The following is a 25,951-nucleotide window of genomic DNA, read 5'->3' on the forward strand; positions in this document are numbered from 1 at the left end:
CGTCGCGGTCGGGTCCGCCGCCGGCCACTCGTCTCGATTCGCTCGCTCGGGAACCGGGGTTGGGCGGTTCGCCCGGTGAAAAACCCACCGAAATCCCCTACCCCGCCGCCCAATCGCTAGATAAGCTAGCGATATGCCGGAATCCTCGAGCAGACGCCGCTGGGCGGGTCTCGTCTTCATCAGCGTCGCCGTCGCACTGATCATCGTCGACTCGACGATCGTCAACGTCGCGATCCCCTCGATCGTCGACGACCTCGGCATCAGCTCGACCGAGGTGCAGTGGGTGCAAGAGGCCTACACCCTCGTCTTCGCGTCGCTCCTCCTCGTCTTCGGCAGTCTCGCCGACCGGATGGGACGACGACGGATGCTGATCATCGGCGTCGCCATCTTCACCCTCGCCTCGATCGGCGCGGCCCTCGCACCGACGGGCACCGCGCTCATCCTCGCCCGCTTCGTTCAGGGCGTCGGCGGCGCGATGATCCTGCCGACGACGCTGTCACTGCTCAACGCCACCTTCCGCGGCCGCGAGCGCGGCATCGCCTTCGCCGTCTGGGGTTCGACGATCGGGGGAATGGCCGCCGTCGGCCCGCTCCTGGGCGGCTGGCTCACGACCGACTTCTCGTGGCACTGGGCCTTCCTCATCAACGTGCCGCTCGGCATCCTGATCGTCGTCGGCGTGCTGATGACGATCGACGAGTCCCGCGGAGACGGCGCGCGCGTCGACGTCGTCGGCGCCGTCCTCTCGGTCGTGACGATGGCGGCGCTCGTCTTCGGGCTCATCGAGGGCCGCACCTACGGCTGGTGGCTCACCGACAAGCCGCTGACGATCGGCGACTGGGAGTGGCCGTTCGAGCTCTCGCCCATCCCGATCGTGTTCGCGATCGCCGCCCTCGGCGTCGTGGCGTTCGTCGCGTGGGGCCTGCACCGGCGTCGGATCGGGCGCTCCACCGTCATCGCGTTCGGGCTCTTCCGCATCCCCTCGTTCCGCAACGGCAACATCGCCGCGATGATCGTCTCGCTCGGCGAGTTCGGGCTCATCCTCGCGCTGCCGCTCTGGCTGCAGTTCGTGCTCGGGTTCGACGCGCTGCAGACGGGGTTCATCCTGCTCTCGCTCGCCGTCGGATCCTTCGTCGCGAGCGGCTTCGCTGGTGCGCTCAGCGGCCGCTTCGCGCCGGTGTGGATCGTGCGCGTGGGCATCGTCGCCGAGATCGTCGGCATCGTCGGGGTCGGCTTCGCGATCGCACCGGATGCCTCGTGGGGATGGCTCGTGCCCGCGCTCTTCGTCTACGGATTCGGCGTGGGCCTGGCGACCGCCCAGCTCACCGGCGTCGTGCTCGTCGACGTCCCCGTCACGGAGGGCGGCCAGGCCTCCGGCACGCAGTCCACCGCGCGGCAGCTCGGCGCGGCGCTCGGCATCGCGATCCTCGGGACGATCCTCTTCTCGACGACGGCGAGCGTGCTCGCGGCCAAGCTCGACGACCGCGGCCTCCCCGCCGAGCAGAGCGACAAGGTCGTCTCGGCCGTCGTCGACAGCGCCGGCGGCGCGATCGCGGGGCTCGAGGCATCACCCCAGACCGAGCCCCTCGCCCAGGATGCGAAGGCGGCCTTCTCGGAGGGCACACGCGCCGCGACGTTCGCGGCGGCCGGATTCCTCGTGCTGGGCCTCGCCGCGACCCTTTCGCTCGGCAGCGGCCGCCGACCGGAGGAGCAGGCCGAGGCCGGCGAGTCCGGCGAGTCCGACGAGATCCCGCCGACGGTGGCCGAACCCTCCGACGAGCTCCGGTAGCCCGGCGACGCCTTGCGCCAGGCACGCCCCCGAGCGAAGGCTTGGCAGGGGCGAACGGATGCCGCGGCATCCCTCACCGCTCCGTGCAACCGGGCGCGCCGCCCGGCCGCACCATCCTCACGCCTCGCGGGTGATCGTGACCTTCACGTGGAGGTGGCTCTTGAACGGCCCCGCGTACACACCGCGCAGCGGCGGCACGTCGTTGTAGTCGCGGCCGCGGCCGACGAGCACGTGACGGTCGCCGATCTCGATGTTGTTGGTCGGATCGAAGCCCTGCCAATCGCCCGCGAACCACTCGACCCACGCGTGCGACTCGCCCGTGACGGCCTGCCCCACCTCCGCCTCGGCCTGCGGGTGGAGGTATCCCGAGACGTAGCGTGCGGGGATCCCTACTTCGCGCAGGGCGCCGAGAGTGATGTGCGCCATGTCCTGGCACACGCCCTTGCGGGCGTCCCACGCTTCGGACGCCGTCGAGTGCACGCCCGTGATGCCCTGCATGTACTCCACGGCCTCGCCGATCGCCACGGCGATCGCGTGCGCCGCGTGCCCCGGATGATCGTGCTTGCCGGCGATCGACCGCGCGATCTCGGCGACCTCGGGGTGCGGCTTGGTGCGCGCGCTCTGCCCGAGCTGCTCGATCGTCTCGATCGAGCGGACGACCTCCTGCGCGAGCCGATCCCACGTGAGGTCGACGTGCTCGATCGGCCGAGGCCGCACCTCGACGAGCGAGCGCGCCGTGATCTTCAGCTCCGAGTGCGGCGAGAGCACGTCGAACGCCGCGACGCGCGTGCCGAAGTAGTCGACGTACTGGTTGACCGACGTCGAGGGGTCGATGTCGAGCGCCGAGCTCAGTACGAACTGGCTGTCGGTCGAGCTCGGGAGCATCCGCGCCTCGTTGTACGACGCCGACACATCGCCCTGGTACTCGAAACCCGTCGCGTGCTCGATGCGCAGCCGCTTCATGCGCCGCACCCCCGCTCGCGGGGGTCGCCCGCCGGCCGCTGAGCGGACGAAGTGGTCATGAGATCTCTCCGATCCAGCTGGGCTCGGCCTGCGTCGGGAAGAACCTCGACTTGATGGCTTCGGATGCCTCGCGCGTCACCTTCTGCACGCGGTCCATGTGCAGCGGCAGCTCGCCGAGGATCTCGCTGATCGGCGAGTATTCGAGGTCGTTGCGGATGCGTCCGAGCGCGCGCAGCACGTTGTTCGAGTGGCCGACGCGGTCGGCGCGCGGATCGATCGCGCTCATGCAGTCCTCGGCGCGCTGGATCGAGTAGATGATCGACCGCGGATAGAGGCGGTCGAGCAGCAGGAACTCCGCCGCGTTCTTCGCGCTCGGCATGCCGCGGTAGGTGCGCAGGTACGCCTCGTACGCTCCGCACGAGCGCAGGATCGTGGTCCAGGAGGGTCCGGATGCCTCGGTCAGCGACCTCGTCGCGAGCAGGCGCGCCGTCATGTCGGCACGCTCGATGCTGCGCCCGAGCGTGAAGAACTGCCACGCTTCGTCGCGGCTCGTCGAGGAGTCCACGACGCCGACCGAGAGCGCTGCGCGCTCCCTCACCCACTGGAAGAACTCGTGGACCTTCTCGGTCTGGAGGCGCCGAGGCATCCGTGAGTTCGTCGTATTGAGGCACTCCCAGAGCTCGGTGCTGACGATCTCTCGCGCCCGGCGCGCGTTCTCGCGCGCCGCCGTGAGCGAGTAGGCGATGCTCGACGGGTTCATGCGGTCGACGGCGAGGCGCGCGATGACGTCTTCGCGGGAGACCTTGCCGACCTCGGCGGCGGGGAAGGAACCCATGATCGCCAGGAGCGACCGACACGCGGTGTCTTCGTCGATCCACGGGTCTTCGAGGAGGAGCTGGAGGTGCACGTCGAGGATGCGCGCCGTGCCGTCGCTGCGCTCGATGTAGCGGCCGATCCAGAAGAGCGACTCCGCGATGCGGCTCAGCAACTCCCCGCCTCCTCGCCCTGCTGCGCCGACCCCACCGGGCCGGCTCCGAACCCGTGAGCCTCCACCGGGCCCGCCCCGAACCCGTGAGCCTCCATCTGAGCGCCCCCGAACCCGTGAGCCTCCACCGGGCCCGCCCCGAACCCGTGAGCCTCCATCTGAGCGCCCCCGAACCCGTGAGCCTCCACCGGGCCGCCCCCGAACCCGTGAGCCTCCATCTGAGCGCCGAGACCTTGGGTGCGCCCCGCGGTTTCGGCCGTCTGGTGGAGGTTCACGGTCTGGGCGGGGGCCGGGGCCGGGGTCGGGGCCGGGGTCTGAGGCGGGGTCTGGGCCTGGGCCTGCTGCTGCTGGGCCTGCTGCTCGACGTGCGAGCGGGGACGGTCCTGCGGCGAATGCGCCACGGCCGGCTGACCGTCGTAGATGATCGGGATCGCCGCCGTGATCGTGGCCGCCTGATCGGCGACGAGGCCGGGAAGGCCCTGGCCCTGGCCGTACTCCACGTGCGAGGGCGCCGAGCCGCCGACGATCCAGGTGTCTTTCGACCCGCCGCCCTGACTCGAGTTCACGACGAGCTGGCCCTCGGGCAGGGCGACGCGCGTGAGGCCGCCCGGCAGCACCCAGACGTCCTCGCCGTCGTTGACCGCGAACGGACGGAGGTCCGCGTGGCGCGGCCGCATCCCGTCCTCGACGAGGGTCGGGATCGTCGAGAGCATGACGACCGGCTGGGCGATCCAGCCCCGGGGATCGGCGAGCAGGCGCTGGCGGAGCTTCTCGAGCTCGGCGGGCGAGGCATCCGGACCCACCACCAGGCCCTTGCCGCCCGACCCGTCGACGGGCTTCACGACGAGCTCGTCGAGCCTGTCGAGCACCTCCTCGAGCGCGGCCGGGTCTTCGAGCCGCCAGGTGTCGACGTTCTTGAGGATCGGCTCCTCGGCGAGGTAGTAGCGGATGAGGTCGGGGACGTACGTGTAGAGGAGCTTGTCGTCGGCGACGCCGTTGCCGACCGCGTTCGCGATCGTGACGTTGCCCAGACGCGCGGCGAGCATGAGGCCCGGCGCGCCGAGCATCGAGTCGGCGCGGAACTGCAGCGGATCGAGGAAGTCGTCGTCGACGCGGCGGTAGATGACGTCGACGCGCTGTGGTCCGCGGGTCGTGCGCATGAAGACCTTGCCGCCGACGCACAGCAGGTCGCGGCCTTCGACGAGCTCGACGCCCATGAGCCGCGCGAGGAGGGTGTGCTCGAAGTACGCCGAGTTGTAGACGCCCGGGGTGAGCACGACGACGTTCGGGTCTTCGATGCCCGCGGGCGCCGACGCCCGCAGGGCCGCCAGGAGCTTGTTGGGGTAGTCGCCCACGGGGCGCACGCGCATCGAGACGAAGAGCTCGGGGAGCGTCTGGGCCATGACGCGGCGGTTCGAGATGACGTAGCTGACGCCCGACGGCACGCGCACGTTGTCTTCGAGCACGCGCATCTCGCCGTGCTCGTCGCGGATGAGGTCGATCCCCGAGACCTGGATGCGCACGCCGTTGGCCGAATGGATGCCGCTGGCCTGCCGGTAGAAGTACTGCGACGAGGCGATCAAGGCCGCGGGCAGCACGCCGTCCCGGACGCAGTGCTGATGGCCGTAGGCGTCGTCGAGGAAGGCCTCGAGCGCATGCACGCGCTGCTTGACCCCCGCCTCGATGCGCGACCACTCGTCGTACTCGATGATGCGGGGCACCGCGTCGAGCGGGAAGGGCCGCTCCTCACCGGCGAAGTCGAACGTGACGCCCTGAGCGAGGTACGAGCTGGCGAGCGAATCGGTGCGACCGCGCAGCTCCTCCTGGGTCATCTGCGCGAGCGCCTGATAGAGCTCGCGGTAGGCGTCGCGGGACTCGACCGGGGCGCCCGGATGGGCGGGGGAGCCGAACATCTCGTCGAACGCAGGCGTGCCCGTCGCGGTCTTGCGGGGCGCCAGAGTGGAGCCGTAGCCGTCGAACAGATCGCCCATGCGACGAGCCTAGTCCGGGGCGTGTTGCCGCTGTGTTTCGACCTCGCGCGGGCCGGTCAGGCGTCTCGGTCGGACCTCCCGCGGACGGGGCCCGAGTCACCGTCCGACCTCTCGCGGACGGGGCCACGCCCGCCCGATCGGACGTAAGCTCGCGCTATGACTCGAGAGGCGGTCGCCTCGACCCGCGTCGCCCCGAAGGCCTCGGCCTTCTCCGGCGCGGCCGCGGGCGTGGCATCCGTCGTCTTCGGAGCCGGGCTCGGAGAACTCGTCGCCGGCCTCCTCGCCCCGCCGTCGAGCCCCTTCTCGGTCGTCGGCGGAGTGCTCATCGACCTCGCGCCGCCGTGGGCGAAGGATGCCGCGATCTCGCTCTTCGGCACGAACGACAAGCTCGCCCTGCTCGTCGGCATCGGCCTCGTGCTGCTCGTGGCGGCGGCGGCCGTCGGCGTGCTCGAGCTGCGTCGGCCGTGGGCGGGAGTCATCGTCTGCACCGTGCTCGGCGCCGGGGTCGCGGTGCTCGCGATGACGCGCGCCGATGCGACGGGGCTGTCGTGGATCCCGTCGCTCGTCGCGGGCGCGGCCGCGGCGGTCGCGCTGCGGTTTCTCACTCGCCTCGCGCGGCGGGCGGCGGATGCCTCGGCCGACGGGTCGCAGAGCGACACCGCTCGCGCGGCCGATCGGGTCGCCGACGACGATCGCCGGCGCTTCCTCGTGTGGGCGGGTTCGGCAGCCGCGGCCGGAGTGCTCGCCGCGATCGTCGGCTCGGCCCTTCGCGCCGGCTCGCGGACGGTCGAGGCCGTGCGCAACGCCCTGCGCCTCCCCGCCCCCGCCGTCGCGGCACCGCCCGTCCCCGCGGGGGCGCAGCTCGATGTCACGGGCATCTCGAAGGTCGTGACGCCGAACTCGGGCTTCTACCGGATCGACACGGCGCTCATCGTGCCGCAGGTCGACCCGAGCTCGTGGAGCCTGCGCATCCACGGCATGGTCGAGAACGAGGTCGTGATCAGCTGGGACGAGCTCCTCGGGCTGCCACTCGAGGAGAGCTGGACGACCCTCGCCTGCGTCTCCAACCCCGTCGGCGGCGACCTGATCGGCAACGCCAAGTGGCTCGGGTACCCCATCCGCTCGCTGCTCGAACGCGCGCGGCCGACCGCGGACGCAGACATGGTGCTCTCCCGCTCGATCGACGGCTTCACGGCCGGAACGCCGCTCGAGGTGCTGCAGGAGCCCGATCGCGCCGCGATCCTCGCGGTCGGGATGAACGACGAGCCCCTCCCCGCCGAGCACGGATTCCCGGTGCGCATGGTCGTGCCCGGCCTGTATGGCTACGTCTCGGCGACGAAGTGGGTGACCGAGCTCGAGGTCACGCGGTTCGATCGCGCGAGCGCCTACTGGACCGACCGCGGCTGGTCGGCGAAGGGCCCCGTGAAGCTGCAGTCGCGCATCGACGTGCCGCGGCGCAACCAGGGGCTGAGCCCCGGCGACACGGTCATCGCCGGCGTCGCGTGGCAGCAGCACGTCGGCGTGTCGAAGGTCGAGGTGCAGGTCGACGGCGGCCCGTGGCGCGAGGCGCAGCTGGCCACCGCGATCTCAGACGACACGTGGGTGCAGTGGTCGCTCCCGTGGCGGGCCGAGACCGGATCGCACGCCATCCGCTGCCGCGCCACCAACGCCGACGGCGAGACGCAGACCGAGACCGACTCCTGGCCCGAGCCCGACGGCGCGACGGGCTGGCAGCAGCTCAACGTCACCGTGGCCTGACCCGCGGGTGAGGCGCGGCGCGCCGGCCTCGAGCCCGTGCACCCTCTCCCCGGCCTCGAGCCGCCCTACCGCGTACCGAACGCAGGACCAGAGCAGCCGAACAGCCCGACACGCCGCGGATCAGCCGTCGCGCGCTGCGCGCGTCCTGCATTCGGTACACGTGACGGCGGCGACCGCCGCGCCGAGGCGGCGACCGCAGTCCCGCGCGCCGGTCGCCCCACTCCCCGGCCTCGAGCCCGCCCTGCCGCGTACCCAACGCAGGACCAGAGCAGCCGAACAGCCCGACACGCCGCGGATCAGCCGCCGCACGCTGCGCGCGTCCTGCATTCGGTACACGTGACGGCCGGGGGCCGCCGCGCCGAGGCCGCGCGACCGCAGTCCCGCGCGCCGGTCGCCCCTCTCCCCGGCCTCGAGCCCGCCCTGCCGCGTACCCAACGCAGGACCAGAGCAGCCGAACAGCCCGACCCGCCGCGGATCAGCCGCCGCGCGCTGCGCGCGTCCTGCATTCGGTACACGTGACGGCCGCGACCGCCGGGCCGAGGCCGCGTACCCAACGCAGGATCAGAGCAGCCGAACAGCCCGACACGCCGCGGATCAGCCGCCGCGCGCTGCGCGCGTCCTGCATTCGGTACACGTGACGGCCGGGGGCCGCCGCGCCGAGGCCGCGACCGCCGGGCCGGGCCGCAGGCCGCGACCGCGGGGCCGAGACCGCACCGCGGGGCCGCACCGCGGGGCCGAGACCGCACCGCGGGGCCGAGGCCGCGACCGCGACCGCCGGGCCCGCGGCGCAGGGGGCTCAGCCCTCCAGCACGACCCGGAGCTGCTCGACGGCCCAGTCCAGCTCCGTCGCGCGCACGACGAGGGGCGGCGCGATGCGGATCGTCTGGCCGTGCGTGTCCTTCACGAGCACGCCGCGGCCGAGGAGGCGCTCGGCGATGTCGCGGCCCGTGCCGCGCGACGGGTCGATGTCGATGCCGGCCCACAGCCCCGCGATGCGCACGGCCGTCACGCCGTGGCCGACGAGCTCGCCGAGCTTCGCCTCGAGGTGCTCGCCCAGCGCCGCGGCGCGGGTCTGGAACTCGCCCGACGCGAGCATCTCGACGACGCGCGTGCCGACGGCCGCCGCGAGAGGATTGCCGCCGAAGGTCGAGCCGTGCTCGCCGGGCTGGATCACGCCGAGCACGTCTTCGTCGGCGACGACGGCCGACAGGGGGAGGATGCCTCCGCCCAGCGCCTTGCCGAGAAGGTAGACGTCGGGGACGACGTCCTCACGGTCGCACGCGAACGTCTCGCCGACGCGGCCGAGGCCCGACTGGATCTCGTCGGCGATGAAAAGCACGTTGTGCTTCGTGCAGATCTCGCGCACGGCGCGAAGATAGCCCTCCGGCGGGATGACGACACCGGCCTCGCCCTGGATCGGCTCGACCAGCACGGCCGCCGTCTCGGGGGTGATCGCCGCCTCGATGGCCGCGGCATCCCCGAACGGCACCGTGACGAACCCGGGAGTGAAAGGACCGAAGTCCGCCCGCGCCGCCGGATCGTCGCTGAAGCCGACGATCGTCGTCGTGCGGCCGTGGAAGTTGCCGCTCGCCACGACGATGCTCGCCGCCGAAGGCGCGACGCCCTTGACGCGGTACGCCCATGCCCGCGCGACCTTGATGCCGGTCTCGACGGCCTCGGCGCCGGTGTTCATCGGCAGCACGAGGTCTTTCTTGCACAGCGCAGCGAGCGCCGAGGCGAAGTCGCCGAGCCGGTCGTTGTGATACGCGCGGCTCGTCAGCGTCAGGCGCCCGAGCTGCTCCTCGGCGGCGGCGATGAGAGCCGGATGCCGGTGGCCGAAGTTCAGCGCCGAGTAGGCCGAGAGCAGGTCGAGGTAGCGCTTGCCCTCGACATCCGTCACCCACGCGCCCTCGCCCCGCGAGATCACGACAGGCAGCGGGTGGTAGTTGTGGGCGACGTGGCGCTCCTCCGACCCGATGATGCGGATCGTCGAGGTGTCGAGGACGGGGCCCTGCGAGGGAGTCATGCCTGCGTCCTTCAGCGTCGCAGCTCGAGCGTGCAGCACTTGATGCCGCCGCCGCCCAGCAGCAGTTCGGACAGGTCGACGAGAACCGGGTTGTACCCCCGCTCGCGCAGCTGCGCCTCGAACCCCTTCGCGCGCGGCGAGATGATGACGTTCAGGCCGTCGCTGGCGGAGTTGAGGCCGAAGACGGAGCCGTCCTCGTCCGACACGCGGATCGCGTCGGGGAAGCGCTCGGCGAGCACGGCCTGGCCCTCGGCGTCGAACGCGTGCTCGAGGTAGGCGATGTTGGCGTGCTCGACGCCTCCCTCACCCTGCACCGGGTCGAGCACGGCGATCGCCGTGTCGAGGTGGTAGAAGCGCGGGTCGACGAGGGTCAGCGAGACGACCTCCTTGCCGAAGATCTCGCCGATCTCGCGGTGGCTGTCGCCCGTCGAGCGGAAGCCCGTGCCCGCGAGGATCGTGTCGCCGACGAGCAGGAAGTCGCCCTCGCCCTCATTGACCTCGCGCGGCTCGACCACCTCGAACCCGTTGTCGCGGAACCAGTCCATGAACGCCGGACCCTCGGGCACGCGCTCCTGGAAGCGGAACTTCGCGCCGTAGGCGATGTTGTCGATGATGAAGCCGCCGTTGGCGGTGTAGACCATGTCGGGCAGACCCTCGATCGGGTCGATGAGCTGCACCTCGTGGCCGAGCTCGAGGTACGTGTCGTAGAGCTTCTGCCACTGGCGCACGGCGAGGGCCGTGTCGGTCGGGTTGGCGGGCTCCATCCACGGGTTGATCGTGTAGCTCACCGTGAAGTGCTCGGGTCGGCACATGAGATAGCGGCGGTGCTGCTGGACTCGCGTGGTCGAGTCGCCGGTGAGAGGCGCGGTGTTCTGCATGGACATACATGCTCCTTCGACGGGGCGGCGGACGCTGTCCAGAGGCCCGGCGGGACTTGAGAAGCCGTCAACACGGGCACGCCGCGAATATTCTCTCACGCTGGGTGCGAAACGCCGGCGAAGGTGGGGACGGATGCCTCGTCCCGTCCGAGCTCCGGCCCCTCCTCTCGGTCGCTGCGCTCCTCGCTCGGGAACCGGAAAGGCCTCAGCGGGCGACGACGACGATCTTGCCCAGCGTGTGGCCGGCGTCGACGTGGGCGACGGCGTCGCGGGCCTCGCCGAGCGGATACGTCCGCTCGATGACCGGGCGGATCGCCCCGGCCGCGACCAGCCCGAGCAGCTCGCGGAGCTGCGCCGGATCGACCTTCGCCGAGAGCGGACGGATGCCTCGGCTCGACCCGATCGAGAGCACGACGGCGCGCAGCATCCGTGGCACGGGACCGAGCAGGCGCCCACCCTCCCCCGACACGAGCACGACGCGGCCCGCGGGCCGCACGAGGCGCCGGAGAACACGCAGCGGCGCCGTGCCGGCGATGTCGATCACGGCGTCGAACGAGCCCGCGGGGAGCTCGGGCGCGCCCGGCTGCACAGCGCGGTAGTCGAAGGCTCGACGAGCGCCGAGGCCCGTGACGAGGCCGATCGAGCGCTCCCCCGTCAAAGCCCACACCTCGTTGCCCCGGTGCGCGGCGAGCTGCACGGCGTAGGTGCCGACGCCTCCCGACGCTCCGATGACGAGCACTCTGCCCCCCTCGGGCGCCGCGGCGAGGCCCAGCGCCTGCCACGCGGTGCACGCGGCGATCGGGAGGGCCGCGGCATCCGTCGCCGTCACTTCGGCGGGGCGCGTCACGAGGCGCGCGGCCCGCGCGAGCGTGTACGGAGCGAGTCCGCCTCCCGGCAGCTCGCCCACGACCTCGTCGCCGACCGCGAACTCCGACACGCCGGCGCCGAGGGCGACGACGGTCCCCGCGACGTCCATGCCGCGGACGGCATGCTTCGGCCGGCGCAGGCCGAAGAAGAGGCGTACGAGGAGCGGCTCGCCGCGGAGAAGCCGCACGTCGCCGGAGTTGAGGCCCGTCGCGCGCACCTCCAGGAGCACTTCGCCCGCGCGGGGAGCCGGCACGTCGACCTCTTCGGGCGAGAGGGTCTCGGGGCCGCCGTACCGGCGCTGCCGCCACGCGGCCATCGTGCGGGGAAGAGCCGGGGTCGCGCCATTCGTTTCGGTGCTCATGAGGACTCCTCGGGGTAGTGGAAGATGTCGTCGAGGCCCACCCCGAAGACGCGGGAGATCTGGAAGGCGAGCTCGAGGGTCGGCGAGTACCGGCCCTGCTCGATGGCGATGAGGGTCTGGCGTGTGACTCCGACCCGGCGGGCGAGCTCGGCCTGTGTCAGGCCGGATTCTTCGCGGACGGAGCGGATCGTGTTGGTGACGCGGGTCGGTTTGACCATCAGACGAGGCCGCGGCGGTAGGCGATGACGCTCGCGATGCAGCCGATGATCGACGAGAGGGCGAAGCCGGCGTACATCGTGTTGGCGATCCAGAACCAGTCCGCTTCGAAGGCGCACAGCACGAGCACGCCGAGACCTGCGATCAGGAGGAACGCCTGGCCGACCCGCGTGCTCATGTGCGAGATGTCGCGGTCGCGCTGATCGGAGGTGCCGACGTCGTCGGGGTTGCGCCGCGCCATGATCCTCCCCCACAGGAAGCTCACGCCGATCGACACCACGAGGCCGCCGACGATCGTCCACACCATGAACGGCACCCAGTCGACGTCGGCGAGCGGTCCGCCGCCGGCCGCGCTGAGCACGAGCCAGATGTACACGGCGACGCTGAGGAGGCTCACGATGAGCCCGACCCAGACGTTGCGTTCCTCGTAGGCCATGACACGCTCCCGATGTCTAAAATGTTTGACATCGGAAGCGTACGACAGCCGCGGCATCCGTGTCAATTATTCTTTACACGGATGCCGCGGCCGGCATTCTCTCGTCAGATGACCTCGTCGCTCCAGTGGTCGGGATTTCCGAAGCGGTGGGCCGTGATCGTGACCGACTGCTCACGCAGGAACGGCAGCAGCTCCAGGCGCCCCGCCGTCGTGACCTCGTTGTCGTAGACCGCGAGGTCGGGGTCGCCCTCGACCGCCTCGGCGAGCACGCGGTGCAGCGCTGCGACCGATGCGGGGGGTCCGACCAGGCGCACGCGCGAAGGACGCGGCGCGCGGGCGTCGGCGTCGGGGCCCGTCATCCGTTCGAGCCACTGCTCGTCCGTCTCGACGAACACCGGCACGTCCTGGTCGGCGAGGGCCCGGCGGACGGGGCCGGGGAGCCCCACGGGAGCGCTGATCGTAAGACCCGCGCCCGAGCGCACGCCGGCGACGGCGACGCGCAGGAGCGACTGCCACGTGGCATCGGAGGTCGCGCGGATCGCGACCTGCGGGATCGGGCGGTAGCGGAAGAGGTTGCGCTCGACGCCGAGGTGCGAGACATCGCGCACCTGGCCGAACTCGCGATCCCACGCGATCGCATCCGACAGGGCGGCACGGCGCAGCCACTCGAAGGCCTCGAAGTCGAGCGAGGGCTGAGCCGCTTCGATGACGTCGGTGATGCGGGAGTCGAGGCCGCGCAGATGCAGGGTGGTCGACGAGGCCGACCCCGTCGTCGCACGCCACGAGCCGAGGCCGACGAGGTAGTTCGGACCCCCGGCCTTCGCGCCCGCACCGACCGAGGAGCGCTTCCAGCCGCCGAAGGGCTGCCGCTGCACGATCGCACCCGTGATGCCGCGGTTGACGTAGAGGTTGCCCGCTTCGACACGGTCGAGCCACAGGGCGAGGTCGTCGGGGTTCTGCGTGTACAGGCCCGCCGTGAGGCCGTACGCGACGGCGTTCTGCATCTCGATCGCCTGCGTGAGCGAAGACGCGTGCATGATGCCGAGGACCGGCCCGAAGAACTCCTCGCGGTGGAAGCGCGAACCCGCGTGCACGCCCGCGCGGATCCCGGGCGTCCAGAACCGCCCCGCCGTCTCGGGCCCGAAGTCGAGCCGTCGCGGCTCGACGAGCCACTTCTCCCCCTCGTCGAGTGTCGTCAGGGCCCACTCGAGCTTGCCCTGGGGCACCTCGATGACGGGTCCGACCTCGGCGAGCGGATCCGACGGCGGGCCGACGCGCAGCGACGTCGCAGCATCCACCAGCTGACGCGCGAAGCGCGCCGAGCGGCCGACAGGACCGACGAGGATCGCGAGCGAGGCCGCCGAGCACTTCTGTCCCGCGTGTCCGAAGGCGCTCTTGATGAGATCGGATGCCGCGAGGTCGAGGTCTGCGGACGGCATGACGATCATCGCGTTCTTGCCGCTCGTCTCGGCCAGGAGCGGCAGCTCCGGGCGCCACGAGCGGAAGAGGGCAGCCGTCTCCCACGACCCGGTGAGGATGACGCGGTCGACGTCGGGGTGCGAGAGGAGCCTGCGGCCGAGATCGCCCTCGTCGATGTCGACGAGAGCGAGCACGTCGCGAGGGACCCCCGCCTCCCACAGCGCCTCGGCGACGACGGCGGCGCAGCGCCGGGCCTGGGGCGCAGGCTTGAAGACGACGCCCGACCCCGCGGCGAGCGCCGCGAGCACACCGCCGGCAGGGATCGCCACGGGGAAGTTCCAGGGCGGGGTGACGACGGTGAGTCTCGCGGGCACGAAGACCGCGCCGCTGACGCGGTCGAGCTCGCGCGCCGTCGCGGCGTAGTAGTTCGCGAAGTCGACGGCCTCGCTGACCTCGACGTCGGCCTCGGCGAAGACCTTGCCGGTCTCGGATGCGGCGACCTCGATGAGCTCTCCGCGGCGCGCCTCGAGGGCCTTCGCGGCGGCGAGGAGCACGACCGACCGATCGGCCGCGGGCAGCGCGCCCCACCGGGTCGCGGCATCCCGCACCTGCGCGACGATCGCCTCGAGCGCGTCGCCGTCGGTCACCTGCGCTTGCGCGATCGTCGCATCGCCCGCGGTCGAGACATCGATGCGGGAGAGGATGCCGCGTGCCCACTCACGATTGGCCGGAAGCGCCGGGTCGGAGTCGGCCGCGTTGCGGAACCCGGGTGCGCCGACGGCACGCGTGCCCGACTCCCGGCGCGAGAAGACCGCGGTCTCGACGAACTCCTGGCCGCCGAAGACCTGGGCCTCGGCCCCTCGCTCGAGGAGAGCGGTGTCGGCGAGCCCGGAATCGGCCGACGCGGAGCGCGCGATGCCGATGACGGCCTCGGTGAGATCCTCGTCGTCGGCGCGCGCGGCGTCTCGGACGAGACCGCGGTCGGCGTAACGGGCGGTGTCGGGCCGGGCGGGGCCGGCGCCTCCGGCGCGCCGGTCCTGCGTGCGTCGCGGCTCGTCCGGGAGTGCAGGGTCGGCGGCGCGCTCGAGCGACGCGAAGAACCGGTCGCGCTCACGGGCGAACAGCGCGGGGTCGTCGGCGAGGTCGAAGGCGGCCGAGAGGAAGTTCTCGCTCGAGGCGTTCTCCTCCAGGCGACGCACGAGATAGCTGATGGCGACGTCGAACTCGTCGGGCCTGACGACGGGCACATAGAGGAGGACGGGCCCGACCTCGCGGCTCACGGCATCGACCTGACCCTGCGCCATGCCGAGGAGCATCTCGAACTCGACCGCATCGCGGACGCCGCGCTTGCCGGCGAGGAGCCACGCGTAGGCGATGTCGAAGAGGTTGTGCCCGGCGACGCCGATGCGGACGGCCGAGGTACGGTCGGCATCGAGCGCGGCGTCGAGGCACCGCAGGTAGTTCGCGTCGGAGTCGACCTTCGCGTCGTAGGTCGCGAGCGACCAGCCGTGCATGACGGCATCCACTCGCTCCATCGCGAGGTTCGCGCCCTTCACGAGCCGCACCTTGATGCGCGCACCGCCCGCGTCGACGCGCGCCTGCGACCACGCCGCCAGCCGGTCGAGGGCGCCCAGCGCATCGGGCAGATACGCCTGCAGCACGATCCCGGCCTCGAGATCACGCAGGCGCGGGTCGGCGAGGATGCGCGTGAAGACCTCGATCGTGAGGTCGAGGTCGCGGTACTCCTCCATGTCGAGGTTGATGAAGGTGCGGTCGCCGGCCGCGGTCAGGTAGAGGGGCAGGAGCCGCTCGACGACCTTGTCGACGACCTCGTCGAAGGCCCACATCGAGATGTGGCTCGCGATCGCCGACACCTTGACCGAGACGTAGTCGACGTCGGGCCGGCGTACGAGCTCGTGGATGCCCTCGAGCCGGCGCAGCGCCTCCTTCTCGCCGAGCACGGCCTCCCCCAGCAGATTGAGGTTGAGCCGGGCGCCGCGCTCGCGGAGCGTCTGGATGGCCGGGCCGAGCTTCTCGGGGCGCGCGTCGACGACGAGGTGTCCGACCATCTCGCGCAGCACGCGGCGCGCGATGGGCACGACCGGCGAAGGAAGGACGGGTGCGACACTCCCCCCGACCCGCACGGCTCCGCGCAGATACCAGGGCAGGAACTTCGGCACGAGAGGCGCGACGCGGCTGAGATTGGATGCCGCGGCCGCGAGGCTCTCGGGGCGCATGACGCCGTCGACGAAGCCGATCGTGAAGGGGAGCCCGTCGGGGTCTTTCAGGACGCCGGCGAGTCGCTCGGCGGAGGGGTCCACGTCGACCTGTGCGCTCTCGGCGATCCACCGCTGCGCGAGTTCCACGGCACGGGCGGCGAGATCGTCGCCGGGAGACGTGAGGTCGGTGTCCCCCTGGTAAGGGTCGGTCACCATGCCGACAAGCCTACGTGGGCATCCCCCGCACAGCACGACCCCGCGCCCGGACTGTACAGGGAGGAGGCTGTCCGGGCGCGGGGTGGAGCGGGCTACGAGGGCGCTGGGGGTCAGCGCCGCTCCGTCGTGCCGCTGCGGCGATCCGTGGGGCGGGGATCGCCGGTGTCGTCGATACGGGGGTCGCCGGGGCGGGCATCGACGTCGGGGGCGCCCGCGTCGCGGGCGTCGGTCATGGGACGCCCGGCATCGCGGGCGTCGGTGCGGGTGGAGTCGTTCGCGTAGGGGTCGACCTCGTCGGCCTTGCGGAGGATCTCCTGCTCCTTCGCGCGGTGCGCCGCGGCCTCGTCGGCGTGGCCGCCGATCTCATCGGCATGGCGCTGCGCTTCGGCCTGGGCCTGGGCGGCACGCGCCTTGGCCTGCTCCGCCTCCGCGGCGGCGGTCGCGGCATCCGCTCGCGCCTTGGCCTCGCGAGCCTCGACCTCCTGCGCCGCGAGCGCGGACTCGCGCGCCTTGGCGCGAAGATCCTCAGCCTGCTCGTGCTTGCGCTGCTCCGCTCGTGCGCTGTTGTTCCGCCTCACGAAGTAGGCGATGACAGCCACAACGGCCACGACGACGACGATGGCCACGATGATCCAGATGATGGTCGTGGAATCCATGATTCGGTCTCCTTGCGGCGACTCCCGGAGGGGGGTCGGAGTCGCCACTTCCGAATCAACCCGACAAGCGATCAGCGGGCAAAGGTCTTGCGCCGTGCCGTCCGGTGCGCTAGCACCCATATTGCTTCTTCAAACGAATAGTTCACCAAGTGAAACGAAATCGTCTAGGCTCTTATGACGCACGGGTGCTTGGGGCTCACTCCGGATCTGCAGATCATCCGTCGAGAAGGAGCAGGAGTGTCCGACGTGTCCCCCGCCCGCGAAGACGAGCGCGACTGGGAGCTCGACGAGCAGCGGCGACTCGAGCTGTGCGCGGTCGAGCCGATTCGCACTCCCGGCCGCATCCAGTCCCACGGCACCGTGCTGGGCATCGACGAACCCACGCAGACGGTCGTGTACGCGAGCGAGAACGCCGATCGGTGGCTCGGGCGCCGCGTACGCGACATGGGGAACGACGCCCTCACCTGGACGGTTCTGGACGGCGTGGCCGTCGATCCCGTGCGCCTCGAGTTCGAAGGCGCGCTGCACGACGTCGTCGTCCACCGCGGGACCACTCCCCTGCTCGTCGAGTTCGAGCCGGTGGTGCCGGGCCTGGAGTACGTGCGCACCAACGTCATCAGTGCGATCCAGGAGCTCGCTCCCCTCACCGATCCCGACCAGCTGCGCACGCTCGCCGCCCGGAGGATCAAAGAGATCACCGGCTTCGACCGCGTGATGTGCTACCACTTCCATCCCGACGGGCACGGGCAGATCGTCGCCGACGAGCGCGAGACCGACATGGAGCCCTATCTCGGCCTGCACTTCCCGGCATCCGACATCCCCGCGCAGGCGCGCGCCCTCTACATCGAGAAGCGGTCGCGTGCGATCGTCGACACCGAGGATCCGGGGCTGGCCGTACTCACGCTCCTCCCCGAAGCGCCGATCGTCGACCTCGGGCTCACGGAGCTGCGCGCCGTCTCGCCGCACCACCTGCAGTTCATGCGCAACATGGGGCAGGCCTCGACCATCTCGTTCGCGATCGTCGTGCAGGGCCGGCTCGTCGGCATGTTCACGTGCGCGCACCGCACGGTGCGGCGGCTCCCCGTGCTCCTGCGCCGTTCGCTCGAGGTGCTCGTGAGCCAGGTCGCGATGCAGCTCGGCTCGGCCAACGAGATCCAGCGCCTGCGCCGCCAGCTCGACGCGCGCGAGCGCCGATCGGCGATCGTGGCCCCGCTCTTCGGCCGCGGCCTGCCGTCCGACGTGCTCGTCAATGGCGACAAGACGGTGCTCGACGTCATCGCCGCCGACGGCGCCTACCTGCTCATCGGCGGCGCCATGCACACGACGGGCGACGCACCCTCCGCCGGCCGCATGCGGCGCATCCTCGATGAGCTGCCCCCCGTCGCGTTCGTCTCGGAGTCGTTGCCCCACGACCACCCCGAGCTCGCCGTCGAGCTTCCGACCGTCGCCGGGATCGTCGCCGTGCCCCTCCTCGGCGACGGCGACTGGCTGGTCTTCGTACGGCGCGAGGTGTCGAGCGAAGTCGCCTGGCTCGGCGATCAGGGGGCGACCAACCGGGAGCACCCGCTGTCACCGCGGCGATCGTTCTCGGCCTGGCGCGAGAGCGTCACGGGCCGGAGCGCCCCGTGGGGCCCCCACCTCCAGGACATCCTCGAGCTGGGCGAAGACATCCGCGCGACGCTCGCCCAGCGCGCGCAGGCCGAACTCGCCGAGCTCGCCTGGCGCGACCCGCTGACGGGTCTGCACAATCGCCGCTTCCTGCAGGACCGCCTCGACGAGATGCTGCAGGACGAGGTCACCGGCGTCGGCGTCGTCTTCATCGATCTCGACGGGTTCAAGCTGGTCAACGACACACACGGGCATGAGACGGGGGACTCGGTGCTGGTCGCCGTGGGTCAGCGGCTGTCGGCGAGCGCACGCGCGAGCGACCTCGTCGTGCGGTGGGGCGGAGACGAGTTCGTCATCGTCTGCCTCGGCGTCGACGAGGAGCGCGCGCACGAGATCGCCGCGCGCGCCATCACGGCGCTCGAGGCGCCCGTGCCCGTCGAGCACGCGATCGTCCAGATCACGGCGTCGGCAGGCGTCGTGACGGCGAACTCGCGCGTGACGACGATGGATCTGCTGGATGCCGCGGACTCGGCCATGTACCGCGCGAAGCGCGCCGGCAAGGGCCGCGTCTCAGACTGACCGCCCGGCGGCCGGCCTAACTCGTCGGGCCGTCGCGGTGCGGGCGGCCTCTCTCGTCAAGCCGTCGCGGTGCGGGCGGGCTCGGGGAGGATGCGCAGGCCGCCGGGAGAGTTGGATGCCTCGACCAGCTCCTGGAGCCACAGCCGGTTGATCTCGGGCATGGCGGCGTCGTACTCGAAGCGCAGAGTGCACGACGTCGACAGCCAGATGACCTGTCGTCGCTCGTTCGCCTCGTCCGTGAGGGCGAGCGACACGCTCTCGCGACGCCGGAACTTCGCGAGGATGACCAGCTCGAGATGTGCCAGAGTGCGGTCGTCGATCGCGAATTCGACGGCAGGCGAGCCGTAGTGCAGGGTACCCATCGACTCGATCCTACGTTGCCACGGGCCCCATCGTGATGAGCGTGGTTAGGCTGAGGGGGTGACGATCGTAAACCGCCTTACCGTCGACGGCCGCGACTACTTCCTCCCCGAGCCTGTCTCCGACCTGAAGCGAGACATCCTCGAGGCAATCAAGGCGGGTGGCGGGTACGTCACGATCCCGCCGCTGCGCGGCGGCCCCGGCATCGAAGTCCTCTTCTCCCCCGGCATGCCGGTCACCTGGTCGCAGCTCGACATCGCCGGCGAGCAGCCCGGTTCCGCGGCGGAAGACCCCGCCGACGACGACGACCTGAGCAACCTCTAGCCCGGAGACACCTCTCGCTCAGCGGACCTGTGCCGCTGGGCGATTTCTCGCGTCCAAGGCACCCCCGCGCCGGACGGCTCCACCCGACCGCTCGATCGTCAGTGTGCGGCGGCGCTCGCGAGCAGCCGGCTCATCTCCTCGGCGGGGACCGGCCTTCCGAGCAGGTACCCCTGCCCGATGTGACAGCCCCGCTCACGCGAGCGCTCGAGGTCTTCGACCGTCTCGATGCCCTCCGCCACGACGCGCCACCCGTGGCGCTCGGCGCGCTCGATGACGCCCGCGATCTCGGCCTCGGCTTCGGCATCCGTCCGCTGCGTCAGCGAGCGATCGATCTTGACTTCCTGGATCGGCACGGTCTCGAGCGCATCGAGCAGCACGTCGCCGGCGCCGTAGTCGTCGATCGATATCCCGATGCCTGTCGCCTTGAGCAGCGGCAGCACGTGCACGACGGTCGGGATCAGCTGCGGCGCCGGCGCCTCGGTGATCTCGATCGTCAGGCTTCCGGGGGTCAGCCCCAGCTCGCCCGCCCGCACGGCGACGGTCTCGACGAACTCGGGCGAGAACTGCGAGGGCGAGGCGTTGATCGAAAGGCCCAGCTGATGCCCCTCGTGCTGCCAGACGCTCACCTGTGCGCCTGCAGTGTCGAGCACGCTGGAGCCGATGGCCCCGATGAGACCGAACTGCTCGGCGAGGGGGATGAATCGGTCGGGCACGATCCGACCGAGGCGGGGGTGCGTCCATCGGCACAAGGCCTCGACCCCGACGGGATGCACGGGCAGACCGGCCTCGGCCAAGGCGAAGAGGGGCTGATATTCGACCGTCAGCCCGCCCGTCGTCACTGCTTCGCGCAGCTCGGCGGTAAGGGTCGCTGAGCTGTTCATGGGTCCAGGCTCCCCGCATCCCTCGAAGGAGCGCAACACCCAACGCCGCGCCCAAAAGATCGTATAATGCCCGCCAACGCATCGCCGGGCGTCGGCTCGTGCCTCATCCGTGCCGGATGAGCGGCCTCTGCAACCGCGGAACCCTGCGCCGGGATACGCTAGCCCCGATGGGTACCCTCACTTACGACTCGAAGCTCACCGTGTCTCTGGACGACCGCGTGCTGGCCCATCTGCAGCCTGTCATCTGGTCGAAGCTCCGTCGCGGCGAGCCCTTCTCGTTCACCTGGACCGATCCGATGCGGCCTGGCCTCGGCCGCACCTCGGTGTGGCTCAGCCCGAACATCCCGCTCGCGTTCGAGTACTTCGGCAGCCGCGCGCCACGCCTGAACCCCCTGTGGCTCGACGCGCTCAGCAAGGCCGCCAACTCGCCGACGGGACTGTCGATCGTGCCCGAGCCCGAGGCTCCCGAAGCTCCCTGACCTCGCCGGGTCGAGGCATCCGCTCACTCTCGCAGTGCGCCTGCGCACGACGCGCCCGCATCAGCGCCCTCGCGTGATACCGCCGAGTGTGCTTTTCGTCAAGGACCCATTCGCCGGCGTGCCGCGACATAGCGTCGAGGCATGACCAAGCTGGACGACCTGGACACCCGAGTCTCGCCCCGACGTCCTCAGCATTTCGCACTCTCCGATGCCCCTCACGTCGCCGTCGCCGGCCCCGTGCGCACCGACCCTCTCTCGGGCGACGTCGCGCGTCCCGCGCGCGCCGGACGCCTTCAGTCGATCGTCGCCGTCTTCAGCACGATCGGCGCCACGGGGTTCACGAACCCCGGCGAGCAGGTCCGCGCGTGGACGCTGCTGCTCAGCGCGATCAACGTCGTGATGGCGATCGCGCTCGGCCTCTCGCTCTACGCGATCCTGCGCTGACCCGCCGCTTCGCAAGCCTGGGCTGACCGGCCGCTTCGCGTGAAGCGACTCTGGCGTCACTCCCAGACGCTGGGTGCGGGCGCCTTGGTCGACGGAAGAGAGGATGCCGCGGCCCAGTCGTGCACCCACGGCGAGACGTCCGGCAGATCGTCGGGGCGCCCCACCGCCGCGAACAGCTCCTCGTGCGAGAGCGTGCCTCCTTTGCGCTTGAGCATGCGGGCACGGATGATGGCGCGGGCGTAGACCTCGCCGTCCACGACGGCGCGATGCTCGAGGTACAGCGCCTTGTCGTCGTGTCCGAGCAGACGGGATTCCACGACGAAGCGCTGCCACAGCTCGAGCGACTTGCGGAACGTGACGGTCTCGCTCGAGACGACGGCGTACCAGCCGTTGCGTCGCATCGCATCGGCCAGGCCCGTGCGCACGAGCAGGTCCCAGCGGCCGAGGTCGAAGAGCGACAGGTAACGGCCGTTGTTCATGTGCCGGAGCACATCGATGTCGGTCGGGAGCGTCGTGAGCCGGATGCGGCCGATCGCCGTCGGGGGGAGGCTTCGACCGAGACGCAGGCGCAGCCGGGCGCCGAGGGTGACGAGGATGGTCCGCCAGATCACGTTCACGTCGAGCGATCGTAGCCACTCGCCTGTCGATCGCCGATTCGGTTGTCGCTTCCCCACCAGGACCGTGCGGCGCCGCGCCGACGATCACGTGCGCCGCGACATCCGTTCCCGCATCCGGACCCGGCGCGACCTCCGCCGAGCGGAGGGCCTCGCCGGACGGGAGGGCGATGCCGGGCCGATCCGCCCTCCCTCGCGGTGAGAACCTCCGCCGAGCGGCGTCGCCGGACGGGGCCGATCCTGGGCCGATCCGCCCGATTTCCCCCGCGCGAAGCCCGCGCGTAGAGTCAGGCCATGGAAGCCGAACTGCAGACCGACATCGTCGTCCGTCCGGTGCGGGACGTCGACGCAGAAGCCCTCGGACGCGTGCACGCCACCTGCTGGCACGAGACCTACGACCACCTCATCAGCAAGGCCGCGCTCGAGAAGATCTCGCCGCGCCGCATGGCGGAGCTGTGGACCCACTGGGCCGTCCAGGGCCCCGAATTCAAGATGTTCGCGGCGCTCGTCGACGGCGAGATCGTGGGTTTCGCCGGCTCCGGCCCCGCCCGCGACAAGGACGCCCCGCGCTTCCGCGAGCTCTACTTCATCTACCTCCTCGACGCCTGGCACGGCACGGGCATCGGTCAGCGTCTCTTCGACGCCGTCACCGAGGCCGGCGAGGGCCTCTACCTCTGGGTCGCCGAAGACAACCCGCGCGCGCACCGCTTCTACACGCGCAACGGCTTCTCGCTCGACGGCGCCGCGCACACCGAGCCCTTCCTCGGCGAGTCGCTCACCGAGGTGCGCTTCGTGCGCTGAGCAGCGAATCCGCTGAGCGCCGACGGCGCTTCGTGCGTTGCGTGCAGCTCGACTGACGCGAAGACGGGCCCGGCCGATCGGCCGGGCCCGTCCTCGTCCCCGGGAAGCCACCGGGAGAACGGATGCCGCGCGCAGCCCTCGCGTGCGGCCTCCGCAGACTCAGCCCGCGCGGAGCACCGCCTGACCCGCCGAGACCTGCACGCGGATCGTGTTGTCGGCACCCGGCGTCGAGCCGAGGCCGTTGTCGAGGTTGCCGGCCGAGACGTCCGACGTGACGTCGTACTCGCCCTCGGGCACGGTCACACGGGCAGAGCCCGAGCTGACGTCGAGCTCGATGTCGCTCGGCTGTCTGCCCGACAGCGCCACGGTGAGCGAGCCGGCCGAGACGGAGAGGTTCGCCTCGTCGACGTCCTTGAGGTCGAGGTCGCCGGAGCCGGCGCTGATCTGCGCGTCGAGCGACGACGCCGAGCCGTCGAACGTCGCGCGCCCCGCGCCGAGATCGAGCGTCAGGTCGCCGAACTCGCCGTCGGCAGTCAGGTCGCCGGCGGCGAGCGAGAAGTCGGCGTCGGTCCCCGCGAGGGACTGGGGCAGACGCAGGACCGCATCGCCCGTGCCGCCGAAGATCCAGCCGTTGCCGAACCAGTTCGACCAGTTGTCGGGCGTCGAGACGACGAGGGTGCCGTCGTCGCGGCGGAGCGTCCACCGGTCGGCGCCCCACGCGCTCGTGACCTCCAGCTCGGCATCCTTCACGTCGGCGTAGACGACGCGGAGCGATCCGGCCGACACGTCGACCTTGAGGTCCTCGACGCCGGAGGCGCTCGCGCTGCGGACGGTGGTGTGGACGGATGCCGCGGCGATCGTCGCGACGACCGCCGACGCGATGGCCCCGACGATGACGAGGGCGCCGAAGACGATGACGAGGATGGCGACGACACGCGACGAGCTGCGCGTCGGCGGGCCGGCGGGAGGCGTCGGCGGGCCGGCGGGAGGGGGCGGCGGGACGTCGGTTCCCGCCGGCGGCGGGGTGAGGGTGGTGCTCATCGGGATGCTCCTGTCTGCGGCGCGGCGCCGCCGAGGTCGGTCTGCGGCCGGGTGCCGCCGTGTTCGAGGTGGGCGAGCGCTGCGAGCACCCGCCGGTTGCCGGACTCGTCCTGCTCGAGGTCGAGCTTCTGAAAGAGGGATGTCACGTGCTTCTCGACGCTTCCCTCCGAGATGAAGAGGGCCTTCGCGATCGCCTGGTTCGAGCGTCCTTCGGCGATGAGCGAGAGCACCGACGATTCGCGGTCGGTGAGCCGCAGCATCCGTTCATCCCTCGTCCTGCGACTGAGGAGCTGGGCGACGACCTCCGGGTCGAGGACGGTGGCTCCGCCGCCGATCCGCGCGATCGCGTCGAGGAAGTCGGCGATGTCGGCGACGCGGTCCTTCAGCAGGTAGCCGAGCGCGGCGCCCTTGGCCGAGATCAGCTCGGACGCGTAGCGCTCCTCCACGTACTGCGACAGGACGAGGAGGGGCAGGTCGGGGCGCTCGGCGCGGAGGGCGAGCGCCGCGCGGATGCCCTCGTCGGTCCAGGTCGGCGGGAGCCGCACGTCGAGGATGCACAGCTCCGGCGACGTCTCGGCGACGGTCTCGGAGAGTCGCGCCGCATCGGGGAGGGCTGCGACCACGGTGTGTCCGGAATCGTCGAGCAGTCGAACGAGGCCTTCACGCAGCAGGGCCGAGTCTTCGCAGATCAGGATGCGCACGGGATGCTCACCTCCACCGTCGTCGGGCCGCCCACGGGGCTGTCGATGCGGGCCTCGCCGCGCGCCGCGAGCACGCGGTGCACGATGCCGTCGAGACCGCCGCCCGGGATGATGCGCGCGCCGCCGATGCCGTTGTCTTCGACGCGCGCCCACAGCGTGTTGCCGTCGCGCAGCCGCACGAACACCCGCACCTCCGTGCCGCGGGAGTGCTTCGTCGCGTTCGTGAGGGCCTCCGCGATCGCGAAGTACGCAGCCGTCTCGGCGTCGCGGCTGCACCGGCCGTCCAGGCGCACATCGAGGTGCACGGGAACGACGGAGCGTGCGGCGAGGGCAGAGAGCGCGGCATCCAGTCCCCGATCGTCGAGGACGGAGGTGTGGATGCCTCGAGCCAGTTGTCGCAGCTCGGTGATGGCCGCCTTCGTCGAGGTGTGCGCCTCGTCGAGGAGAGCCTTCGCGGCCTCGGGATCGGAGTCGATCTTCTGCTGCGCGAGGCCGAGCGTCATCCCGACCGACACGAGCCGGGGCTGGACGCCGTCGTGGAGGTCACGCTCGATCCGCGTGCGCTCGACGTCGGCGGCGTGGACGGCGCCGGCACGCTGCACGTTGGAGGTGCGCGCCGCTTCGGCCAGCTGCGCCTCTCGCGAGGGGACCATGATCGAGCGGCTCAGGATGCCGTGCAGCAGCGCGAGTCCGATGATCGCCGCCGCCGAGACCAGCGCCGCGACGATGCCGGCGGGAAGAGCCCAGGCGACGGGGAACTCGAGCCCTGTGCGCGCCAGCGGCACGACGTCGGCGCTCGCATAGAGCGGCGCGAAGGCGAGGACGATGCCCGACGACAGGACGCTCAGGAGCAGCACGACGATCCACCCGAGGATCGTCGAGACGGCGAGGTTCGCGATCGCCCGCCACGTGGACGGGTCGATCGTCTGCAGCCACAGGGTGCGCAGGAACCCGCCGAAGCCGGGGCGGCCGCTCGATCGCAGACGCCGCGGCGGCAGGCCGAAGTCGTACAGCCCGTCGACGCGGGCCGCCTCGACCCACCCGACGCCGAAGAGGGCGTAGACGAGTCCGACGAGGAAGACCACGCCGATGAGAAGGACCGGGAGGAGCCCGAGGCCGAGGCCGAGGAGGGCGAAGAGGATTCCGAACACGGCGGGGCCGATGACGCCGAGTGCCGCGAGCTGGGCGACGGCGCCGGCGACGCGTGGCGGAGACGCGAGGGACGGTGCGGTGGCAGGGGTGCCTGAAGTCATGACTCCAAGGTAGGACGCGCCCTCCGCGGGCGCTCCCGAGGCATCCGGAGTCTTCTCTTCGGGTTATCCCCCAGGTCGCGGCGCTATCG

General features: G+C 71.3%; 22 protein-coding genes and 1 pseudogene. 7 read left to right on the plus strand and 16 right to left on the minus strand.

What is annotated here, in order from left to right:
• Nucleotides 1–133 precede the first annotated feature (133 nt).
• Nucleotides 134–1,786: an MFS transporter gene (locus tag ACSBPH_RS08705; protein WP_442577191.1), complete on the plus strand. Its 1,653-nt coding sequence runs from the start codon at nucleotides 134–136 to the stop codon at nucleotides 1,784–1,786.
• A 117-nt stretch (nucleotides 1,787–1,903) separates the two neighbouring features.
• Here the strand turns inward: ACSBPH_RS08705 and ACSBPH_RS08710 are convergent, their stop codons facing one another.
• The 3 genes and pseudogenes from ACSBPH_RS08710 to ACSBPH_RS08720 form a co-directional block, all read right to left on the minus strand.
• Nucleotides 1,904–2,749 (minus strand): transglutaminase family protein, encoded by an 846-nt coding sequence (locus ACSBPH_RS08710; RefSeq protein WP_442577192.1) that lies wholly within the window; start codon nucleotides 2,747–2,749, stop codon nucleotides 1,904–1,906.
• A gap of 55 nt (nucleotides 2,750–2,804) precedes the next feature.
• On the minus strand, nucleotides 2,805–3,737 hold the full coding sequence (locus ACSBPH_RS08715; RefSeq protein ID WP_442577193.1) for an alpha-E domain-containing protein: 933 nt from the start codon (nucleotides 3,735–3,737) through the stop codon (nucleotides 2,805–2,807).
• Between the two features lie 323 nt (nucleotides 3,738–4,060).
• Nucleotides 4,061–5,725, minus strand: a pseudogene (locus ACSBPH_RS08720) (circularly permuted type 2 ATP-grasp protein); the annotation flags it as partial.
• Between the two features lie 156 nt (nucleotides 5,726–5,881).
• Here ACSBPH_RS08720 and ACSBPH_RS08725 point away from each other — a divergent pair.
• A complete protein-coding gene (locus ACSBPH_RS08725; protein WP_442577194.1) occupies nucleotides 5,882–7,483 on the plus strand; it encodes a molybdopterin-dependent oxidoreductase in 1,602 nt (533 codons plus the stop codon).
• Between the two features lie 796 nt (nucleotides 7,484–8,279).
• Here ACSBPH_RS08725 and rocD read toward each other — a convergent pair.
• The 7 genes from rocD to ACSBPH_RS08760 all read right to left on the minus strand — a co-directional run bounded on the left by rocD (nucleotide 8,280) and on the right by ACSBPH_RS08760 (nucleotide 16,777).
• Entirely contained in the window at nucleotides 8,280–9,509 is a 1,230-nt protein-coding gene (gene rocD / locus ACSBPH_RS08730; protein ID WP_442577195.1) for an ornithine--oxo-acid transaminase, read from the minus strand.
• An 11-nt stretch (nucleotides 9,510–9,520) separates the two neighbouring features.
• On the minus strand, nucleotides 9,521–10,387 hold the full coding sequence (gene ddaH / locus ACSBPH_RS08735) for a dimethylargininase (RefSeq protein WP_442577272.1): 867 nt from the start codon (nucleotides 10,385–10,387) through the stop codon (nucleotides 9,521–9,523).
• A gap of 205 nt (nucleotides 10,388–10,592) precedes the next feature.
• The gene (locus ACSBPH_RS08740) at nucleotides 10,593–11,615 is read right to left on the minus strand and encodes an NAD(P)-dependent alcohol dehydrogenase (protein WP_442577196.1); all 1,023 of its coding nucleotides are present in this window, start codon (nucleotides 11,613–11,615) and stop codon (nucleotides 10,593–10,595) included.
• A complete protein-coding gene (locus ACSBPH_RS08745) occupies nucleotides 11,612–11,833 on the minus strand; it encodes a helix-turn-helix transcriptional regulator (RefSeq protein ID WP_442577197.1) in 222 nt (73 codons plus the stop codon). The genes ACSBPH_RS08740 and ACSBPH_RS08745 overlap by 4 nt, the downstream gene beginning before the upstream one ends.
• On the minus strand, nucleotides 11,833–12,267 hold the full coding sequence (locus tag ACSBPH_RS08750; protein WP_442577198.1) for a hypothetical protein: 435 nt from the start codon (nucleotides 12,265–12,267) through the stop codon (nucleotides 11,833–11,835). The genes ACSBPH_RS08745 and ACSBPH_RS08750 overlap by 1 nt, the downstream gene beginning before the upstream one ends.
• Nucleotides 12,268–12,371: 104 nt before the next feature.
• A complete protein-coding gene (locus tag ACSBPH_RS08755; RefSeq protein ID WP_442577199.1) occupies nucleotides 12,372–16,121 on the minus strand; it encodes a proline dehydrogenase family protein in 3,750 nt (1,249 codons plus the stop codon).
• Between the two features lie 110 nt (nucleotides 16,122–16,231).
• Entirely contained in the window at nucleotides 16,232–16,777 is a 546-nt protein-coding gene (locus ACSBPH_RS08760; RefSeq protein WP_442577200.1) for a hypothetical protein, read from the minus strand.
• Nucleotides 16,778–17,014: 237 nt separating this feature from the next.
• Between ACSBPH_RS08760 and ACSBPH_RS08765 the strand changes: the two genes are divergently transcribed.
• The gene (locus tag ACSBPH_RS08765; RefSeq protein WP_442577201.1) at nucleotides 17,015–18,964 is read left to right on the plus strand and encodes a diguanylate cyclase domain-containing protein; all 1,950 of its coding nucleotides are present in this window, start codon (nucleotides 17,015–17,017) and stop codon (nucleotides 18,962–18,964) included.
• A gap of 56 nt (nucleotides 18,965–19,020) precedes the next feature.
• Here the strand turns inward: ACSBPH_RS08765 and ACSBPH_RS08770 are convergent, their stop codons facing one another.
• Entirely contained in the window at nucleotides 19,021–19,326 is a 306-nt protein-coding gene (locus ACSBPH_RS08770; RefSeq protein ID WP_442577202.1) for a DUF7882 family protein, read from the minus strand.
• A gap of 58 nt (nucleotides 19,327–19,384) precedes the next feature.
• On the opposite strand from ACSBPH_RS08770, the gene ACSBPH_RS08775 reads away from it, so the two are divergent.
• Nucleotides 19,385–19,648 (plus strand): hypothetical protein, encoded by a 264-nt coding sequence (locus ACSBPH_RS08775; RefSeq protein ID WP_442577203.1) that lies wholly within the window; start codon nucleotides 19,385–19,387, stop codon nucleotides 19,646–19,648.
• A 98-nt stretch (nucleotides 19,649–19,746) separates the two neighbouring features.
• On the opposite strand, the gene ACSBPH_RS08780 is transcribed toward ACSBPH_RS08775, so the two are convergent.
• Entirely contained in the window at nucleotides 19,747–20,529 is a 783-nt protein-coding gene (locus ACSBPH_RS08780; protein WP_442577204.1) for an EAL domain-containing protein, read from the minus strand.
• Between the two features lie 167 nt (nucleotides 20,530–20,696).
• On the opposite strand from ACSBPH_RS08780, the gene ACSBPH_RS08785 reads away from it, so the two are divergent.
• Together ACSBPH_RS08785 and ACSBPH_RS08790 are read left to right on the plus strand one after the other, a co-directional pair.
• On the plus strand, nucleotides 20,697–21,008 hold the full coding sequence (locus ACSBPH_RS08785; protein WP_442577205.1) for a DUF7882 family protein: 312 nt from the start codon (nucleotides 20,697–20,699) through the stop codon (nucleotides 21,006–21,008).
• Nucleotides 21,009–21,149: 141 nt separating this feature from the next.
• A complete protein-coding gene (locus ACSBPH_RS08790) occupies nucleotides 21,150–21,452 on the plus strand; it encodes a hypothetical protein (protein ID WP_442577206.1) in 303 nt (100 codons plus the stop codon).
• 56 nt (nucleotides 21,453–21,508) lie between these two features.
• Here ACSBPH_RS08790 and ACSBPH_RS08795 read toward each other — a convergent pair whose 3' ends face one another.
• Nucleotides 21,509–22,069 (minus strand): acyl-CoA thioesterase, encoded by a 561-nt coding sequence (locus ACSBPH_RS08795; RefSeq protein WP_442577207.1) that lies wholly within the window; start codon nucleotides 22,067–22,069, stop codon nucleotides 21,509–21,511.
• A gap of 291 nt (nucleotides 22,070–22,360) precedes the next feature.
• On the opposite strand from ACSBPH_RS08795, the gene ACSBPH_RS08800 reads away from it, so the two are divergent.
• Nucleotides 22,361–22,867 (plus strand): GNAT family N-acetyltransferase, encoded by a 507-nt coding sequence (locus tag ACSBPH_RS08800; protein WP_442577208.1) that lies wholly within the window; start codon nucleotides 22,361–22,363, stop codon nucleotides 22,865–22,867.
• 159 nt (nucleotides 22,868–23,026) lie between these two features.
• Here ACSBPH_RS08800 and ACSBPH_RS08805 read toward each other — a convergent pair whose 3' ends face one another.
• The 3 genes from ACSBPH_RS08805 to ACSBPH_RS08815 are packed head-to-tail and all read right to left on the minus strand — an operon-like array spanning nucleotide 23,027 to nucleotide 25,862.
• Nucleotides 23,027–23,908 carry a DUF4097 family beta strand repeat-containing protein gene (locus ACSBPH_RS08805; protein WP_442577209.1) on the minus strand — a complete coding sequence of 294 codons (882 nt, stop codon included), beginning with the start codon at nucleotides 23,906–23,908 and terminating at the stop codon, nucleotides 23,027–23,029.
• Nucleotides 23,905–24,609 carry a LuxR C-terminal-related transcriptional regulator gene (locus ACSBPH_RS08810; RefSeq protein WP_442577210.1) on the minus strand — a complete coding sequence of 235 codons (705 nt, stop codon included), beginning with the start codon at nucleotides 24,607–24,609 and terminating at the stop codon, nucleotides 23,905–23,907. The genes ACSBPH_RS08805 and ACSBPH_RS08810 overlap by 4 nt, the downstream gene beginning before the upstream one ends.
• Nucleotides 24,597–25,862: a histidine kinase gene (locus tag ACSBPH_RS08815; protein WP_442577211.1), complete on the minus strand. Its 1,266-nt coding sequence runs from the start codon at nucleotides 25,860–25,862 to the stop codon at nucleotides 24,597–24,599. The genes ACSBPH_RS08810 and ACSBPH_RS08815 overlap by 13 nt, the downstream gene beginning before the upstream one ends.
• Between the last annotated feature and the right edge of the window lie 89 nt (nucleotides 25,863–25,951).

It is taken from the genome of Microbacterium sp. F51-2R, from assembly GCF_052180235.1.
Classification (GTDB): Bacteria; Actinomycetota; Actinomycetes; order Actinomycetales; family Microbacteriaceae; genus Microbacterium.

What these genes read in the sequence shown, in the direction of transcription:
- ACSBPH_RS08740 (WP_442577196.1), bottom strand. Translation starts at nt 11,615, where the DNA reads ATGAGCACCGAAACGAATGGCGCGACCCCGGCTCTTCCCCGCACGATG.
- ACSBPH_RS08805 (WP_442577209.1), bottom strand. Translation starts at nt 23,908, where the DNA reads ATGAGCACCACCCTCACCCCGCCGCCGGCGGGAACCGACGTCCCGCCG.
- ACSBPH_RS08770 (WP_442577202.1), bottom strand. Translation starts at nt 19,326, where the DNA reads ATGGGTACCCTGCACTACGGCTCGCCTGCCGTCGAATTCGCGATCGAC.
- ACSBPH_RS08745 (WP_442577197.1), bottom strand. Translation starts at nt 11,833, where the DNA reads ATGGTCAAACCGACCCGCGTCACCAACACGATCCGCTCCGTCCGCGAA.
- ACSBPH_RS08750 (WP_442577198.1), bottom strand. Translation starts at nt 12,267, where the DNA reads ATGGCCTACGAGGAACGCAACGTCTGGGTCGGGCTCATCGTGAGCCTC.
- ddaH (WP_442577272.1), bottom strand. Translation starts at nt 10,387, where the DNA reads ATGCAGAACACCGCGCCTCTCACCGGCGACTCGACCACGCGAGTCCAG.
- ACSBPH_RS08780 (WP_442577204.1), bottom strand. Translation starts at nt 20,529, where the DNA reads ATGAACAGCTCAGCGACCCTTACCGCCGAGCTGCGCGAAGCAGTGACG.
- ACSBPH_RS08705 (WP_442577191.1), top strand. Translation starts at nt 134, where the DNA reads ATGCCGGAATCCTCGAGCAGACGCCGCTGGGCGGGTCTCGTCTTCATC.
- ACSBPH_RS08785 (WP_442577205.1), top strand. Translation starts at nt 20,697, where the DNA reads ATGGGTACCCTCACTTACGACTCGAAGCTCACCGTGTCTCTGGACGAC.
- ACSBPH_RS08710 (WP_442577192.1), bottom strand. Translation starts at nt 2,749, where the DNA reads ATGAAGCGGCTGCGCATCGAGCACGCGACGGGTTTCGAGTACCAGGGC.
- ACSBPH_RS08760 (WP_442577200.1), bottom strand. Translation starts at nt 16,777, where the DNA reads ATGGATTCCACGACCATCATCTGGATCATCGTGGCCATCGTCGTCGTC.
- ACSBPH_RS08815 (WP_442577211.1), bottom strand. Translation starts at nt 25,862, where the DNA reads ATGACTTCAGGCACCCCTGCCACCGCACCGTCCCTCGCGTCTCCGCCA.
- ACSBPH_RS08725 (WP_442577194.1), top strand. Translation starts at nt 5,882, where the DNA reads ATGACTCGAGAGGCGGTCGCCTCGACCCGCGTCGCCCCGAAGGCCTCG.
- ACSBPH_RS08755 (WP_442577199.1), bottom strand. Translation starts at nt 16,121, where the DNA reads ATGGTGACCGACCCTTACCAGGGGGACACCGACCTCACGTCTCCCGGC.
- ACSBPH_RS08790 (WP_442577206.1), top strand. Translation starts at nt 21,150, where the DNA reads ATGACCAAGCTGGACGACCTGGACACCCGAGTCTCGCCCCGACGTCCT.
- rocD (WP_442577195.1), bottom strand. Translation starts at nt 9,509, where the DNA reads ATGACTCCCTCGCAGGGCCCCGTCCTCGACACCTCGACGATCCGCATC.
- ACSBPH_RS08800 (WP_442577208.1), top strand. Translation starts at nt 22,361, where the DNA reads ATGGAAGCCGAACTGCAGACCGACATCGTCGTCCGTCCGGTGCGGGAC.